This window comes from Ramlibacter sp. G4-7, from assembly GCF_057784995.1.
In genome coordinates this window covers 19482-33316 of the sequence record NZ_JBYNTT010000030.1, presented here as the reverse complement: position 1 = coordinate 33316, position 13835 = coordinate 19482, and the positions used below count along the sequence as shown (strand labels likewise).

At 70.4% G+C, this 13835-nt stretch carries 15 protein-coding genes; 5 read left to right on the top strand and 10 right to left on the bottom strand.

Going from position 1 to position 13835, the window contains the following annotated elements; all coding sequences use genetic code 11:
* The 3 genes from AC3EGR_RS24860 to AC3EGR_RS24850 all read left to right on the top strand — a co-directional run.
* Positions 1–710, top strand: a 710-nt coding sequence (locus tag AC3EGR_RS24860; RefSeq protein ID WP_488549215.1) for a peptidoglycan-binding domain-containing protein, incomplete at its 5' end; no start/stop codon positions are given.
* A 9-nt stretch (positions 711–719) separates the two neighbouring features.
* Positions 720–1478: a general secretion pathway protein GspB gene (locus AC3EGR_RS24855; protein WP_488549214.1), complete on the top strand. Its 759-nt coding sequence runs from the start codon at positions 720–722 to the stop codon at positions 1476–1478.
* Positions 1479–1522: 44 nt separating this feature from the next.
* The gene (locus tag AC3EGR_RS24850; RefSeq protein WP_488549213.1) at positions 1523–2089 is read left to right on the top strand and encodes a histidine phosphatase family protein; all 567 of its coding nucleotides are present in this window, start codon (positions 1523–1525) and stop codon (positions 2087–2089) included.
* Here AC3EGR_RS24850 and AC3EGR_RS24845 read toward each other — a convergent pair whose 3' ends face one another.
* Positions 2090–2794: a hypothetical protein gene (locus AC3EGR_RS24845; protein WP_488549212.1), complete on the bottom strand. Its 705-nt coding sequence runs from the start codon at positions 2792–2794 to the stop codon at positions 2090–2092.
* Between the two features lie 203 nt (positions 2795–2997).
* Between AC3EGR_RS24845 and AC3EGR_RS24840 the strand changes: the two genes are divergently transcribed.
* Entirely contained in the window at positions 2998–3534 is a 537-nt protein-coding gene (locus AC3EGR_RS24840; RefSeq protein WP_488549211.1) for a bactofilin family protein, read from the top strand.
* 18 nt (positions 3535–3552) lie between these two features.
* Here AC3EGR_RS24840 and AC3EGR_RS24835 read toward each other — a convergent pair whose 3' ends face one another.
* The 8 genes from AC3EGR_RS24835 to AC3EGR_RS24800 all read right to left on the bottom strand — a co-directional run bounded on the left by AC3EGR_RS24835 (position 3553) and on the right by AC3EGR_RS24800 (position 11174).
* Complete coding sequence (locus AC3EGR_RS24835; RefSeq protein WP_488549210.1) at positions 3553–4431, bottom strand: sugar phosphate isomerase/epimerase family protein; 879 nt, start codon at positions 4429–4431, stop codon at positions 3553–3555.
* 7 nt (positions 4432–4438) lie between these two features.
* Complete coding sequence (locus AC3EGR_RS24830; protein ID WP_488549209.1) at positions 4439–5326, bottom strand: NAD(P)-dependent oxidoreductase; 888 nt, start codon at positions 5324–5326, stop codon at positions 4439–4441.
* A 2-nt stretch (positions 5327–5328) separates the two neighbouring features.
* Complete coding sequence (locus AC3EGR_RS24825; RefSeq protein ID WP_488549208.1) at positions 5329–6027, bottom strand: SDR family NAD(P)-dependent oxidoreductase; 699 nt, start codon at positions 6025–6027, stop codon at positions 5329–5331.
* Complete coding sequence (locus AC3EGR_RS24820) at positions 6017–6979, bottom strand: Bug family tripartite tricarboxylate transporter substrate binding protein (protein ID WP_488549207.1); 963 nt, start codon at positions 6977–6979, stop codon at positions 6017–6019. Before AC3EGR_RS24820 ends, AC3EGR_RS24825 begins: the two co-directional genes overlap by 11 nt.
* Positions 6980–7004: 25 nt before the next feature.
* Entirely contained in the window at positions 7005–8189 is a 1185-nt protein-coding gene (locus tag AC3EGR_RS24815; protein WP_488549206.1) for a dihydrodipicolinate synthase family protein, read from the bottom strand.
* 11 nt (positions 8190–8200) lie between these two features.
* Complete coding sequence (locus tag AC3EGR_RS24810) at positions 8201–9364, bottom strand: Gfo/Idh/MocA family protein (protein ID WP_488549205.1); 1164 nt, start codon at positions 9362–9364, stop codon at positions 8201–8203.
* Positions 9365–9457: 93 nt separating this feature from the next.
* Positions 9458–10438, bottom strand: a complete 981-nt coding sequence (locus AC3EGR_RS24805; RefSeq protein WP_488549204.1) for a tripartite tricarboxylate transporter substrate binding protein — start codon at positions 10436–10438, stop codon at positions 9458–9460.
* An 85-nt stretch (positions 10439–10523) separates the two neighbouring features.
* Complete coding sequence (locus tag AC3EGR_RS24800) at positions 10524–11174, bottom strand: TetR/AcrR family transcriptional regulator (protein ID WP_488549203.1); 651 nt, start codon at positions 11172–11174, stop codon at positions 10524–10526.
* Positions 11175–11214: 40 nt separating this feature from the next.
* Between AC3EGR_RS24800 and AC3EGR_RS24795 the strand changes: the two genes are divergently transcribed.
* Positions 11215–12921, top strand: coding sequence for a thiamine pyrophosphate-binding protein (locus tag AC3EGR_RS24795; protein WP_488549217.1), 1707 nt, complete (start codon positions 11215–11217; stop codon positions 12919–12921).
* A 130-nt stretch (positions 12922–13051) separates the two neighbouring features.
* Here the strand turns inward: AC3EGR_RS24795 and AC3EGR_RS24790 are convergent, their stop codons facing one another.
* Positions 13052–13507: an SWIB/MDM2 domain-containing protein gene (locus AC3EGR_RS24790; protein WP_488549202.1), complete on the bottom strand. Its 456-nt coding sequence runs from the start codon at positions 13505–13507 to the stop codon at positions 13052–13054.
* Positions 13508–13835 lie beyond the last annotated feature (328 nt).

Below are 13835 nucleotides of genomic sequence, written 5' to 3'. Positions count from 1 at the left end.
CGCCCACCGCACCGGCGGCGAAGCCCCCGGCGACCGCGGCGGCGCTGCCCCCGGTGCCGGTGGTGCCAGTCGCGCCCGCGGCGCCCCTGCGCGTGGCGGTGACGGAACCGGCGCGTCCGCCCATGCTCCACCGCGATGCCAACGCGGCCTGGCGCGAGCTGGCCGCCGCCTGGAAGCTGGCGCCGCCGGAGGGCAACGGCAATCCCTGCGCCGCCTTCGCACGCGAGCAGGTGCACTGCTTCGAGAAGAACCTGAGCCTCGCCCTCATCCGCCAGCTCGGGCGGCCCGGCGTCGTCACGCTGGACGCGGAGACCGGCCGGCCGTCGTACGCGCTGCTGGTGGGCCTGACCGAGCAATCGGCCACCCTGCAGGCCGGCGGCACGCAACAGACGGTGACGCTCTCGGCGCTGGGCCAGCGCTGGCACGGCGACTTCGCCACGCTGTGGCGGGCGCCGGAGGGCTTCCGCGAGACGCCGGCCGACGGCAAGGCGGGACCGGAGATCGACTGGGTCGCGACCCACCTGGCCGCCGCCCAGGGCGCGTCCGCGCCGGCGAGCCCCGCGAAGCTGGACGCCAGGCTGCGCCAGGACGTGCGTGCCTTCCAGGTGGCGCAAGGCCTGCCGGCGGACGGCCGGCCCGGTCCGCTCACCTTCATGCAATTGAACCGTGCCGCCGCCGTCGACGAACCGCGGCTGCGCAGCCAACCCTGAGTCCCGCGCATGTCCTACATCCTCGATGCCTTGCGCCGCGCCGATGCCGAGCGGGAGCGCGATCCGGCCCGTGGCATCCATGCCCAGCCGGCCGCCGGTGCTGCGGTGCAGGCGCGCAGCCGCGTGCCGGCCTGGGTCGGCGGCGCAGCCGCACTGGCGCTGGTGCTCGCCGCGGCCCTGGCGTTCTGGCCGCGTCCTGCGCCTGCTCCGGTGGTCGTCGCGGCACCTGCCCCCGTCGCCCTCCCGGCGCCGGCGGAGCCTGCGATGCCGCCCCCTGTGCTTTCCAGGCCCGCGGTCGTGCCGGTCGCGGCGGCCGTGATGCCGCCCCCGCCCCCTGTGACGGTGCAGCCGCCGCGCGCCACGCCGATGCCGGCAGCGGCGCCTGCACCGGCAGCAGCACCGCCTGCGCTCGCGGCCGCGCCCGTGGTCCGCAGTCCCCAAGCGGTCGCTGCGGCCACCGCACGCATGCCCGTGCCGGTTGTGCCGGAGTCGCCGGCCACGGCTGCCGCTCCCTCCGCGGCCGCGGCCCCGGCCGCTGACCGCGTCTACAACGTCGCCGAACTGCCGGCGGACGTGCAAGGCCAGTTGCCCAAGCTGGCGATCACGGGCGGCGTGCACTCCGAGAATGCCGCCCAGCGCATGCTGATCGTCGCGGGGCAGATCGTGAACGAGGGGGCCGAGGTCGCGCCCGGCGTCGTGCTGGAGCACATCCGGCAGCGGACCGCGGTGCTGCGTTTCCGCGGCTACCGCTACAGCGTCCCCTTCTGAGGCCGGCCCCAGGCCGCCGGAATGCCGTGCCCCTGCGTGCTGCCATGAACCGCCGAAGCATCCTGCTGGCAGGCGCGGGCGCGGCGCTCCTGGCGCCCGCCGTGCGTGCGAACGACGAGGCGCTGTGGCAGCTGCTGCGCGCCGGCGGGCAGGTGGTGCTGCTGCGGCACGCCGTCACCGATCCCGGCGTCGGCGACCCGCCCGGCTTCCGCCTGGACGAGTGCAGCAGCCAGCGCAACCTGAGCGAGGCCGGGCGGCGGGAAGCGCAACGCCTGGGGGCCGCCTTGCGCGCGCACCGCGTGCCCGTGGGCGAGGTGCTCACGAGTCCGTGGTGCCGCTGCCGGGACACCGCACGGCTGGTGTTCGGGCAGGAAGGCCGTGCGCAGCCGGCGCTCGGCAACCTGTTCGGCCGGCGCGACGCGGAGGCGGCGCAGGTCGAAGCGCTGCGGCGCCTGGTGCGCCCGCCGCCGGCCGGCAACACCTTCATGGTCACGCACGGGTCCACCGTCTACGCGCTCACCGGCGTGTCGCCGGGCACGGCGGAGATGGTGGTGCTGACGCCGGCCGAAGCCGGCTTCCGGGTGGCAGGACGCCTGGCGGCGCCCGCCTGATCATTCCGAAGCGACCTTGTGCGGCGGCTGGTAGACGGACCAGCGCCCGTCCCGGAACAGGTAGAGCCCCGAGGAGATGCGCGTCGCGTCGCTGCTGGCATAGAGCGCGGCCGCGCTGAAGCGCAGGGTGGCGATGGCCGCCTCGTCGTCGGCCCGGGCGAACACCAGGCCGCCGCGGTCCGGCACGGCGGCGACGATGCCGGCGGGCGAGTCGCGCAGCTGGTCCAGCCAGAAGCCGCGGTCCAGGAAGTAGCTGCTATCGAGTTCCGGCGCGTTGCCGTGCACCTGCATGAGCCCGCCGGTCCATGGCTCGGCCAGGGGGACGCCATAGCGCTCGCGCAGGTTGTCGACGGCCCGGTCCAGCGCCTGCTGCGGCGACAGGCGCAGGCGTTCCAGGTCGTCGGGCATGGCGCTCTGCACTCGGCGCTGGCCGTCGAAGACGAGGCGCAGGTGCATGTCGCCCAGGTACTGGAACCAGCTGGCCTCGAATTCGAACTCGCGGCCGTCGGCGGCGCGGGCGCTGATCTTGCCGAAGGGCGTGAGCCCCTCGTCGAGCTTGTTGGCGCCCGGGCTTTCGCGCAGGACGACCAGCAGGTTGGCGGCGCTGGCGTCGAAGTGTTCCTCGTCGCGGCTGTCGCCGGCGACCGCCACCGAGGCCGCCAGCAGTGCCGCGGCGGCGAAGACCGTTCTCCATCCGTACTTCATCGCAGTCCCGTCCTCTGCTGCCATCGTGAAGGCAGGCGCGACGGTATGCAAGCGCTGTCTTGCCACGGGGCGTGGGACCTTGGGGCTACGTCTCTGCTCGACAACGCCATTGGTTACCCTTCTTGCTCCCTCGGGTGAACATGTAATGGATTCGCTGCCTACGATCGCAGCTCTTCGTTGTCACTCCCAGAGGTAAGCATTCCATGGCCCTGCAGTCTCCCTTCTTCAACAGCAACAACAAGCGTGAAGAGGGCTATCCCCGTCCCGGGATGAGCCCCAATGCCGCCGCCGCCGCAGGCCAGGCGCCGGTGGCCGCCGCGCCGCAGCAGCAGCCGGCCCCGGCTGCCACCTCCATGCCGGCGAAGGAAGGCGAGAGCAAGCTGACCGTCGGACCGAACATCAAGCTCAAGGGCGTGGAGATCACCGACTGCGACACGCTGGTGGTGGAAGGCTCCGTGGAAGCGACGATGGACTCGCGCGTGATCCAGATCTCCGAGCGTGGCGCCTTCAAGGGCTCCGCCGAGATCGACGTCGCCGAGATCCGCGGCCTGTTCGAGGGCAACCTCACCGTGCGCCAGAAGCTCGTGATCTATTCGACCGGCAAGGTCACCGGCAAGGTGCGCTACGGCAAGGTCGTGATCGAAGAGGGCGGCCAGCTCACCGGCGAGATCGAGGCAGGTGCCGGCCCGGCCAAGACCGCCACCGGCGACAAGCGCCCCGGCCTGCAGCCGGTGCAGTAAGCGCGCAGGCGACGGTCGCTAGACGACCGTCGTGTGCCGCGCGATGCAGGTGTCCAGCGTCTCCTCGTGGGGGCGCTGCCACCAGTTTCCCGTCGAGAAGATCTCCACCTCGCTGTGGCCGGCGAAGCCCTGCGCTTCGACCCAGCCGCGGATGCGCGGGATGTCGATGACGCCGTCGCCCATCATCCCGCGGTCGTTGAGCAGGTCGGTCGTCGGCGTGAGCCAGTCGCACACGTGGAACGCGAGCAGCCGGTCCTGGCCGGCGCGCGCGATCTGCTGCTGCAGCTTGGGGTCCCACCAGGTGTGGTAGATGTCGACGGCCACGCCCAGCGCTCCGGAGCGCTGCGGATCCAGCGCGTCGCAGATGTCCAGCGCCTGCTCCAGGGTGTTCACGCACGCGCGGTCGGCTGCGTACATCGGGTGCAGCGGCTCGATCGCGAGCGGCATGCGCGCCTTCCTCGCGTACTCCAGCAGGTCGGCGATGCCGTCGCGCACCTGCGTGCGCGCCAGGGCGATGTCCTTGTGGGCCGCCTTGCCCTGCAGGGCGCCGGGCAGGCCACCCACCACCAGCACCAGGCAGGGTGCGCGCAGTTCGGCCGCCTCGTCCACGGCGCGGCGGTTGTCGTCGCGCGCGGCCTGCAGGCCGGCTGCATCGGCGGCGGGGAACATGCCGCCACGGCAATAACCGGAGAGCTCCAGCCCGTGCGTGCGCACCAGTTGCGAGACCTTGGCCAGGCCGGCGGCGTGGACCTGGTCGCGCCAGGGCGAGATCGCGCGGATGCCGCGGCGCACGCAGGCTTCGATGATGTCGGGCAGCGGCAGGTCGACGCCGCGGCTCTTGCGGATGGTGGCGGTGTTGATCGACAGCCAGCGATGGTCTTGGGAAAAGTCGCGCATGGTGGGTTCAGGAAGAAGGGCTGCGGTCGCGCCGCCATTGGCGGATGATCGCCGCGTTGTCCAGGTCGCCGTCGCCGGCGGCGATGGCGTCGCGCATCAGGCGCGCATGGGTTTGTGACAGGGGCAGGGGCTGGCCGGCGGCCTGCCCGGCTTCCAGCATCAGCAGCACGTCCTTCAGGTGCTGGCGGATGCGCGATTGGGGCTCGAACCGGCCGCTGACCATCATGGCGCCCTTGGCTTCGGCGGCGGCCGAGCGGGCCGGTGTCGCGAGTACCAGGGACAGGAAGGCGTCCGGCGCGATGCCCAGGCTCTCGGCGAAGGCCATGCCTTCGGCCAGCGCCGCGCGGTTGAGGCCCAGCACGAGGTTGGTGGCGAGCTTGGCCTTGGCAGCCATGCCGGCCGCGCCCACGTGCACGCGCTGGCCCGCCAGGGCATCGAGCACCGGCGCCCAGCGGGCGATGGCATCGGCCTCGCCTCCCAGCAACTGCGTCGCTTCGCCGGCGGCGATCTGCTGGCTGGAGCCGGACAGCGGCCCTTCGATGAACGCGATGCCGCGCTCGCGCAGCCGTGCGGCCAGGGCCTGCAAGGCTTCGGGCGTGCCGGTGGAGCAGTCGATGACGGCCTGCACGCGATGGCCTGCGGCCAGCAGGCCCGCAGGCTGCTCCAGCACCGACAGCACGTCTTGCGTGTCGAACACGGCCAGCAGCACGCAGGAACAGCGGGCACCGACGGCACTGACCGAGTCGTGCGGCGTGCCGCCGGCTGCTCGCAGCGCGGCGCGCGGCTCCTCGCGCAGGTCGAAACCATGCACCGCGAAGCCAGCGGCCAGCAGGCGCTGCGCCAGCGCCTGCCCCACCAGGCCCAGGCCGACCAGGCCGACGGCTTGCTTGTCCATGCTCACGGCGTCAGGGAGCTGCCGCCGCAGATCTGGATTTCCTGGCCCGTGATCGCCGCGGCGGCCGGCGACAGCAGGTAGGCCACCAGCGAGGCCACTTCCTGCGGCTGGATCAGGCGGCCGATGGGCGGGACGCGCGAAGGCGTGCCCTGGCGGGCCGGGTCACTGAGCATGGCGGTCTGGGTGGCGGCCGGCGAGACCACGTTGACGGTGACGCCTTGCGTGACGACCTCGGCGGCCCAGCTGCGGGCGAGCGATACCAGCGCCGCCTTGGTCGCGGCGTACTGGCTGCGGCCCGCCACCCCATGGGCGACGCGGCTTCCCACCAGCACCATGCGGCCGTGGCCGGCGCGCGCCATGGCCGGTAGCAGGACATCGGCGATCTGCGTGGCGGCCTGCACGTGCAGCCGCCACATGGCCTCGCCTTGTCCCGCGTCGAGCTGCCCCAGCGGGGCGGGGCGCAGGATGCCGGCGGCATGCACCACCGCCTGCAGCGGGCCGGCGGCTGCGAGCGCCGGGGCCAGCGCCGCGGCGTCGCCCAGGTCCAGCGCGACGCCGGCGAAACGCGCGTGTCCGAGCGCCGGCGCCGCGATGTCGAAGCCCAGGACCTGCCAGCCCTCGTCCAGCAACTGGCGGGCGACGGCCAGGCCGATGCCCGAACTGCTGCCGGTCACGAGGACGCGGCGGCCCTCATTCGACACGGATGTTGCCCTCGGTGATGATCTTCTGCATCCGCGCCATGTCGGACGACTGGAACTTCGCGAAGTCTTCCACCGAGCCCGGCGTGAGCAGCAGGCCTTGCTGCGCCAGCTTGTCCTTCATGTCGCCGGCCAGCGCCTTGTTCACTTCGGTGTTGAGGCGCTGCGTGACCTCCGCCGGCAGCCTGGCCGGACCCCACAGGCCGTACCAGCTGTAGAACTCGAAGCCGGGGAGGGTCTCGGCCACCGTCGGCACTTCCGGCAGGTTGGGCGCACGGCTGCCGGACGTCACCGCGATCACGCGCAGCAGCCCGCCCTTGTGGTACTGCAGCGAACCGAGGATGGGATCGATGAAGCCGTCGATCTGGCCGCCGATCAGGTCCTGGAAGGCCGGCGCGGTGCCCTTGTACGGAACGATCATGTACTCGATGTTGCCGCTGCGCTTGAGAAGCTCGGTCGAGAGGTGGCCGGCGGAGCCGATCGAGCCCACGGCGAAGGTCATCTTGCCGGGATGCGACTTGGCATAGGCCAGCAGCGACTTGATGTCGGTGACCGGCAGGTTCTTGTTGATGGCCACCGACAGCGGCGCCTTGGCCACCAGCGCGATCGGCTGGAAGTCCTTCACCACGGCATAGGGCACGGACTTCATCGTCATGGGGGCGCTGACGAAGGTGGAGGCGTTGAACAGCAGCGTGTAGCCATCGGCCGGCGCCTTGGCGACGGCGTCGGCGCCTATGGTGCCGTTGCCGCCCGGACGGTTCTCGACCACGAAGGGCTGGCCCAGCTGCTCGCCCAGCTTCTGCGCCAGCTGCCGCCCCACCGCGTCCAGCGTGCCGCCGGGCGGGAAGGGAATGATCATCTTCACCGGGCGCGCCGGCCAGGCCTGGGCGAGGACAGCGGCGCTGGCGGCGGCCAGGCAGGCGGCGAGCGCGAGCTTGAGGACGGTCTTGAACATGGCGGGTCTCCTCGGGTCGTGCGGATCAGGCGATGCCGTGCAGCGCTGCGAGCGTCTTCATGCGCTGCACCGCCAGCTCGGGCTGCTCCAGCAGGTTGGCCGCGTCGGCCAGCCGGAACAGTTCGGCGAAGTGGGGCAGGCTGCGCGTGCTCTGCTGCCCGCCGACCATGGTGAAGTGCTTCTGGTGGCCATTGAGCCAGGCCATGAACACGACGCCGGTCTTGTAGAAGCGCGTGGGTGCCTGGAAGATGTGGCGCGAGAGCGGGACGGTGGGGCCCAGGATGGCGTGGAAGCGCTCGAGGTTGCCCTGCGCCAGTTCGCCCAATGCGGCGCTCGCAGCCGGCGCGATCGCATCGAAGATGCCCAGCAGGGCGTCGCTCTTGCCCTGGTTGGGGGTGCTTCCGTACCCGTCGCCCGCGATCAGTTCGGCGTAGTTGAAGTCGTCGCCCGTGTACATGCGCACGCCCGCGGGCAGGCGCCGGCGCATCGCGATCTCCTTGTCCTTGTCCAGGAGGGAGATCTTGATGCCGTCCACCTTGGCGGCGTGCGCGGCGATGATGCCCAGCGCCGTGTCCATCGCGGCCTCGACGTCCTGGGTGCCCCAGTAACCGGCCAGCGCCGGGTCGAACATGTCGCCCAGCCAGTGCAGCACCACCGGCTGCTTCGCCTGCGAGAGGATGCGGCCGTAGACCTTCTCGTAGTCGGCTGGTCCCCTGGCCACGCGGGCCAGCGCCCGGCTGGCCATGACGATCAGCCTGCCACCGAGCTTTTCGATGGCGGCCATCTGCTCCTCGTAGGCGCGGATCACGTCGTCCACGCTGGTCGCGCTTTCCGGTGCCAGGTGATCGGTGCCGCAGCCCGAGGCGACGATCGCGCCGGGCACGTCGCGCGCCGCGTCGAGCGAGCGGCGGATCAGTTCCAGCGAGGTGGGCCAGTCCAGGCCCATGCCGCGCTGGGCGGTGTCCATCGCCTCCGCCACGCCCAGGCCGAGCGACCAGAGGTGCCGGCGGTAGGCGATCGTGGCGTCCCAGTCGACGGCGGCCTGCAGCCAGGGATCGACCGCGGCCAGCGGGTCGGCCACGACGTGCGCGGCGGAGTAGGCGATGCGGTTGAACTTCACGCCGGCCGCCGGCTTCACCGGCGCGGTGCCGCGCAGCGTGTACGTTTCGAGCTTGCCCGCGGGCGTGGGCAGTTGGAGCGACAGGGCCATGGCGTGCGTCCTCAGAACTTCAGCGCCGGCACGTCGACGAAGCGGCGTTCCTTCCAGCTTTGCAGCGCGGCTTCCACCAGCTGCACGCCCTTGGCGCCTTCGGGCAGCGTCCACTTGTACGGCGTGTCTTCGACCACGTGGCGGATGAAGGCCTCCCACTGGATCTTGAAGCCGTTGTCGTAGAACTCCGTGTCGGGCACTTCCTGCCACTGCGCGCCGAAGTCCATGGTGTTCTTCACGTCCGGGTTCCACACGGGCCGCGGCGTGTTGACGCGGCTCTGGGCCTTGCAGCCGGTCAGCGTGGCGACCGCGGAGCCGTGCGTGCCGTCGACGTGGAAGGTCACCAGGTCCTCGCGGTTGACGCGGGTGGCCCAGGACATGTTCAGCTGGGCGATCACCGGCTCGCCGTTGTGGCCGACGAGTTCGGCGATGGCGTAGGCCGCATCGTCGGCGGTGGCCTGGTACGGCTTGCCTTCTTCGTCCCAGCGCTGCGGGATGTGGGTGGCACCGAGGCAGGAGATGGACTTGACCTCGCCGAACAGGTTGTCCAGCACGTAGCGCCAGTGGCACATCATGTCCAGGATCATCCCGCCGCCGTCTTCCGCGCGGTAGTTCCAGCTGGGGCGCTGGATGGGCTGCAGGTCGCCCTCGAACACCCAGTAGCCGAACTCCAGGCGCAGCGACAGCATGCGGCCGAAGAAGCCGGCGCGGCGCAGCATGTCCAGCTTGCGCAGCCCGGGCAGGAACAGCTTGTCCTGCACCGCGCCGTGCTTCATCCCGGACTTCTCGGCGACCTTGGCGATCTCGACGGCCTCGCCCAGTGTGGTGGCGATGGGCTTTTCGCAGTACACGTGCTTGCGGGCGCGCAGCGCCTTGGCCAGCAGCTTGGGCCGCATCTGCGTCGTGCCGGCGTCGAAGAAGACCGTGTCCTCGGGGTTGGCCAGCGCCGCGTCCAGGTCGGTGCCCCAGCGCGCGATGTTGTGCGCCCTGGCCAGGGCCTCGATCTTCTCGGCGTTGCGGCCGATCAGGATCGGGTCCGGCATCACCTTGTCGCCGTTGGCCAGCGTCACGCCGCCCTGGTTGCGGATGGCGACGATGGAGCGGATCAGGTGCTGGTTCATGCCCATGCGTCCGGTGACGCCGTGCATGATGATTCCGAGACGTTGGGTGGCCATGTTTTCACGCCGGCGGTGGCGCCGGTTCCTTGGTTGGGGGTTGGGCGTTGGGCAGGAAACGCGTCGGGCGCTGGCCGCTCGACGCGGGAAAAATCACTTGTGGACTTCGAGGCCGGCGGCCTTCACCAGCGCGGCGTTGGTCTTGATCTCTTCACGCACGTAGGCGTCGAACTGCGCCGGCTCCAGCGTCCAGGCGTCGGCGCCCAGCGCCGCGAAGCGCTCCTTGACCTCCGGCGTGGCGAGCGCCTTCTCCACCTCGTCCTGCAGCCGGTTCACGATCGCCGCGGGCGTCTTCGCCGGAGCGAACATGCCGATCCAGAAATTGAATTCGGAGCCGGGCACGCCGGCTTCCGCCGTGGTGGGGACCTCGGGCAGGGCGGCGGCGCGCTTGGGCGAACCGACGGCGAGCGGCACCAGCTGGCCGTTGCGGATCTGGCCGATCACCGGCGCGATCGGCGAGAAGTAGTAGTCGACGCGGCCGGCGACCACTTCCGTGACGGCCTCGGCCGAGCCCTTGAACGGGATGTTCTGCGCATCGATCTTCGCGGCCAGCTTGAATTTCTCGGCGTTCAGGTGCGTGGCGCTGCCCTGGCCGGCCGAGGCGAAGTTCATGCTGCCCGGCTTGGCGCGCGCGGCAGCCAGCAGGTCCTTCAGCGTCCGGATGTTCTTGGCCGGCGAGATCACCAGCACGTTGGGCGTGGAGGAGATCGGCGTGATCGGCACGAAGTCCGCCACCGTGTCGAAAGGCAGCTTGGCGAAGGTGTGCGGGCTGACCGTGTGCGACGAGGAGTGGACCATGAGGGTGTAGCCGTCCGGGGCGGCCGTGGCCACCTGGGCCTGCCCGATGGTGCCGCTGGCACCGCCCTTGTTCTCCACGATGAGCTGCTGGCCCATGCTCTGGCCCATCTTGTCCGCGATGGCGCGCGCGATGATGTCCGTGGTGCTGCCCGCGGCGAAGGGCACGATCACCCGGATCGGCTTGCTGGGATAGCCCGCTTGCGCGAAGGCGCCCAGCGGTGCCGCTGCGACGAGCGCGGCGAGGGTGAGGGTGAGGGAACGTCGGCTGAAGGGCAAGGCTGACTCCTGGCTTGTTAATTCACTAGTTGGTGAATTATAAGCAGCGCGTCGCCCGTGGCAAGCCCCCGCCGCCGGCAGGGATTCAGGCGTTCAGGAGGTAGCCCAGGATCACGTCCGTCATGTGCGACAGGCGTTCGGCGCGGGCCTTGGGCGCGAGCAGGTCGCGCCCGAAGATGGCCGCCAGGGTGTGGCTGTTGGAGAGGTAGAAGTAGGCCAGGCCGGCGATCGACACGTACAGCTGCACCGGGTCGACGCCGCCGCGGAAGGACCCTTCCTTGCGCCCGCGTTCCAGCACGGTCGCGAGCGTCTCGATCACCGGCGAGTTCAGCTCGCGCGCCCGCTTGGACTCGCTCAGGTGCCGCGCCTTGTGCAGGTTGGCGCTGTTCAGCAGCGTGATGAATTCCGGGTGCTGCAGGTAGTAGTCCCAGGTGAACTCGATCAGGCGGCGCACGGCGGTGGCGGGCTCCAGCTCGGTGAGGCGCAGCTTGCGCTCCTCGTCGCGGATGTCGCGGTAGACCTGCTCCAGCACCGCCTCGAACAGCTGCTCCTTGTCGGCGAAGTAGTAGTAGAGGAGGCGCTTGTTCAGGCCGGCGCGCTCGGCGATGCGGTCCACGCGTGCGCCCCCGAGGCCGTGCTCGGCGAATTCGTCGCGGGCCGCTGCTAGGATCGTGCTCTGCGAGCGATCCGCGTCGCGCGTTCGTTCTTCGCCGGCGGGGCTGGGGTCTCGGGCCATCGCCCCATAATTCACCAAACAGTTAATCGAGTCAAGCATGATGTCGCAAGAGAAGCAGCTCGCAGGGCACCTGATCGTCGAATGCCTGGTCGCCCAGGGCGTGGAGACCGCCTTCGGCGTGCCGGGCGAGAGCTACCTGGCGGTGCTGGATGGCTTCCACAAGTACCGCGACCGCATCCGCTTCGTGATCAACCGCCAGGAGGGTGGCGCCGCCTTCATGGCGGAAGCGCACGGCAAGATGGGCAACCGGCCCGGCATCTGCTTCGTGACGCGCGGCCCGGGCGCGACCAACGCCTCCATCGGCGTGCACACGGCCTTCCAGGACTCCACGCCCATGGTGCTGTTCGTCGGCGACGTGGCGAGCGACCAGCGGGACCGCGAGGCCTTCCAGGAAGTGGAGTACGCCAGCTTCTTCGGCCCGAGCACCAAGGGCATGGCCAAGCGCGTGGAGCGCATCGACGACCCCGACCGCATCCCGGAGTACGTGGCGCGCGCCTTCGCCACGGCCATGAACGGCCGTCCCGGACCCGTGGTGCTGGTCCTGCCCGAGGACATGCTCGTCAAGCCCACCGCGGCGCGCCCGACCGCGCGCGTGGAGCCGGTGGAAGCCTGGAGCGACCCGGGCGCGCTGCGCACGCTGCGCGAGATGCTGCTGGCCGCCAGGAAGCCCTTCGTGATCGCCGGCGGTGGCGGCTGGACCCCGCAGTCGGCGCAGGCGCTGCAGCGCTTCGCCGAGAACTGGAAGCTGCCCGTGGGCAACGCCTTCCGCTTCCAGGACACGTTCGACAACCACCACCCGCTGTACGCGGGCGACGTGGGCATCGGCCTCAATCCGAAGCTGGCCGCACGCATCCGCGAGAGCGACCTGATCCTGGCCATCGGCCCGCGCCTGGGCGAGATGACCACCAGCGGCTACAGCCTGCTGACGCCGCCCAAGGCAGCCCAGAAGCTGGTCCACATCCACGCGAGCGCCGAGGAGCTGAACCGCGTGTACCAGGCCGACCTGGCGATCAATGCCACCATGAACGCGGCGGCCCGTTCGCTGGAGGTGCTGACGGCGCCGACCGAGCTGCCCTGGGCCGCCTGGACCGAGGCCGCGCACGCCGACTACGAGGCGAACCTGCAGCCCCAGCAGCTGCCCGGGAGCATCGACATGCCCGCCATCGTCGCCGTGCTGCAGAAGCGCCTGCCGGCCGATGCGCTGATCACCAACGGCGCGGGCAACTTCGCTTCCTGGACGCACCGCTTCTTCCGCCACCACGGGCTGGCCAAGGGCCACAAGACCCAGCTCGCGCCGACCTCCGGGGCGATGGGCTATGGCGTGCCCGCGGGCATCGCGGCGAACCTGGTGTCGGGGCGCGTGGCGCTCACCATGGCGGGGGACGGCGACTTCCTCATGACGGGGCAGGAGCTCGCCACCGCCTCGCAGTTCGGGGGCAAGTCCATCATCGTGCTGCTGAACAACGGCATGTACGGCACGATCCGCATGCATCAGGAGCGCGAGTACCCGACGCGGGTGGAAGGCGCCGGCACGCAGCTGGCCAACCCCGATTTCGTGGCGCTGGCCAAGGCGTACGGCTACGAAGGCACGCGCATCGAACGGACCGAGGAGTTCGAGCCGGCGCTGGTGGCGGCGCTGGAGCGCAAGCAGGGCACGGTGATCGAGGTGGTACTGGATCCCGAGGTGATCACGACCCGCGGGACGCTGAGCGGAATCCGCGCGGCGGCGCAGAACAAGGGTGGGTGACCGCAGCCCCCGTGCAGGCGGGGGCCCAGGGCATCGGCAGAAGCGGCGCGTTGCGCCGCTTCTGCGTTTTGCGGCACAGCAAAGAAAAACGCCGGCTCGCGCCGGCGTTTTCAGCGACCGGGAAGCCCGATTACTTGACGTGCTTGCCGATCAGGCCAGCCATTTCGAACATGGACACCTGGCCCTTGCCGAACAGGGTGCGCAGCTTGTCGTCCGCGTTCACCATGCGCTTGTTCGCCTGGTCCTGCAGCTTGTTCTTCTTGATGTAGGCCCACAGCTTGCTGACGATCTCCGTGCGGGGCAGCGGAGCATTGCCGACGACGGCCGCCAGGGACGCGTCGGGGGTCAGGGGCTTCATGAACGCCGCGTTCGGGGTGCGCTTCTTGGCCGGAGCCTTCTTGGCAGCAGCCTTCTTCGCGGGCGCGGCCTTCTTGGCGACAGCCTTCTTCGCCGGTGCGGCCTTCTTCGCAGTTGCCTTCTTTGCCGGTGCCGCCTTCTTGGCCGGGGCCTTCTTCGCGGCCGCCTTCTTGGCCGGCGCTGCCTTCTTCGCCGGGGCCTTCTTCGCCGCTTTCTTTGCAGTTGCCATGATTGAATTTCCTTCTAGAAGTTGATTGAACCTACCAGTGAAAAACTGCACTCGCTGGCAGTGCGGATGCTAAGGGAGAAATTGGGCGCGTCCAAGGGAAAACAGCGGTTTTTCATTGGGAGATGTTGCTTTTTCTCCGCGAGAAGCGCGCGCGTTTCCCTCTGGAGATGAGCCATTCGCCCTCTGGCGGCGCTGCTCGCGCGTGCGATTCGCGCTCGGTGGGGCCCTCGCACGAGAGCGAAAACACGCGCGCGCATTGCTCACCCACTGCGGGAGAAAACGCGATCAACGTCGCGCCAGCACTGGGGATTTCGCTCTCGCACGAGCG

What these genes read in the sequence shown, in the direction of transcription:
- AC3EGR_RS24795 (WP_488549217.1), top strand. Translation starts at nt 11,215, where the DNA reads ATGTCGCAAGAGAAGCAGCTCGCAGGGCACCTGATCGTCGAATGCCTG.
- AC3EGR_RS24790 (WP_488549202.1), bottom strand. Translation starts at nt 13,507, where the DNA reads ATGGCAACTGCAAAGAAAGCGGCGAAGAAGGCCCCGGCGAAGAAGGCA.
- AC3EGR_RS24840 (WP_488549211.1), top strand. Translation starts at nt 2,998, where the DNA reads ATGGCCCTGCAGTCTCCCTTCTTCAACAGCAACAACAAGCGTGAAGAG.
- AC3EGR_RS24800 (WP_488549203.1), bottom strand. Translation starts at nt 11,174, where the DNA reads ATGGCCCGAGACCCCAGCCCCGCCGGCGAAGAACGAACGCGCGACGCG.
- AC3EGR_RS24830 (WP_488549209.1), bottom strand. Translation starts at nt 5,326, where the DNA reads ATGGACAAGCAAGCCGTCGGCCTGGTCGGCCTGGGCCTGGTGGGGCAG.
- AC3EGR_RS24815 (WP_488549206.1), bottom strand. Translation starts at nt 8,189, where the DNA reads ATGGCCCTGTCGCTCCAACTGCCCACGCCCGCGGGCAAGCTCGAAACG.
- AC3EGR_RS24810 (WP_488549205.1), bottom strand. Translation starts at nt 9,364, where the DNA reads ATGGCCACCCAACGTCTCGGAATCATCATGCACGGCGTCACCGGACGC.
- AC3EGR_RS24855 (WP_488549214.1), top strand. Translation starts at nt 720, where the DNA reads ATGTCCTACATCCTCGATGCCTTGCGCCGCGCCGATGCCGAGCGGGAG.
- AC3EGR_RS24835 (WP_488549210.1), bottom strand. Translation starts at nt 4,431, where the DNA reads ATGCGCGACTTTTCCCAAGACCATCGCTGGCTGTCGATCAACACCGCC.
- AC3EGR_RS24850 (WP_488549213.1), top strand. Translation starts at nt 1,523, where the DNA reads ATGAACCGCCGAAGCATCCTGCTGGCAGGCGCGGGCGCGGCGCTCCTG.
- AC3EGR_RS24820 (WP_488549207.1), bottom strand. Translation starts at nt 6,979, where the DNA reads ATGTTCAAGACCGTCCTCAAGCTCGCGCTCGCCGCCTGCCTGGCCGCC.
- AC3EGR_RS24845 (WP_488549212.1), bottom strand. Translation starts at nt 2,794, where the DNA reads ATGAAGTACGGATGGAGAACGGTCTTCGCCGCCGCGGCACTGCTGGCG.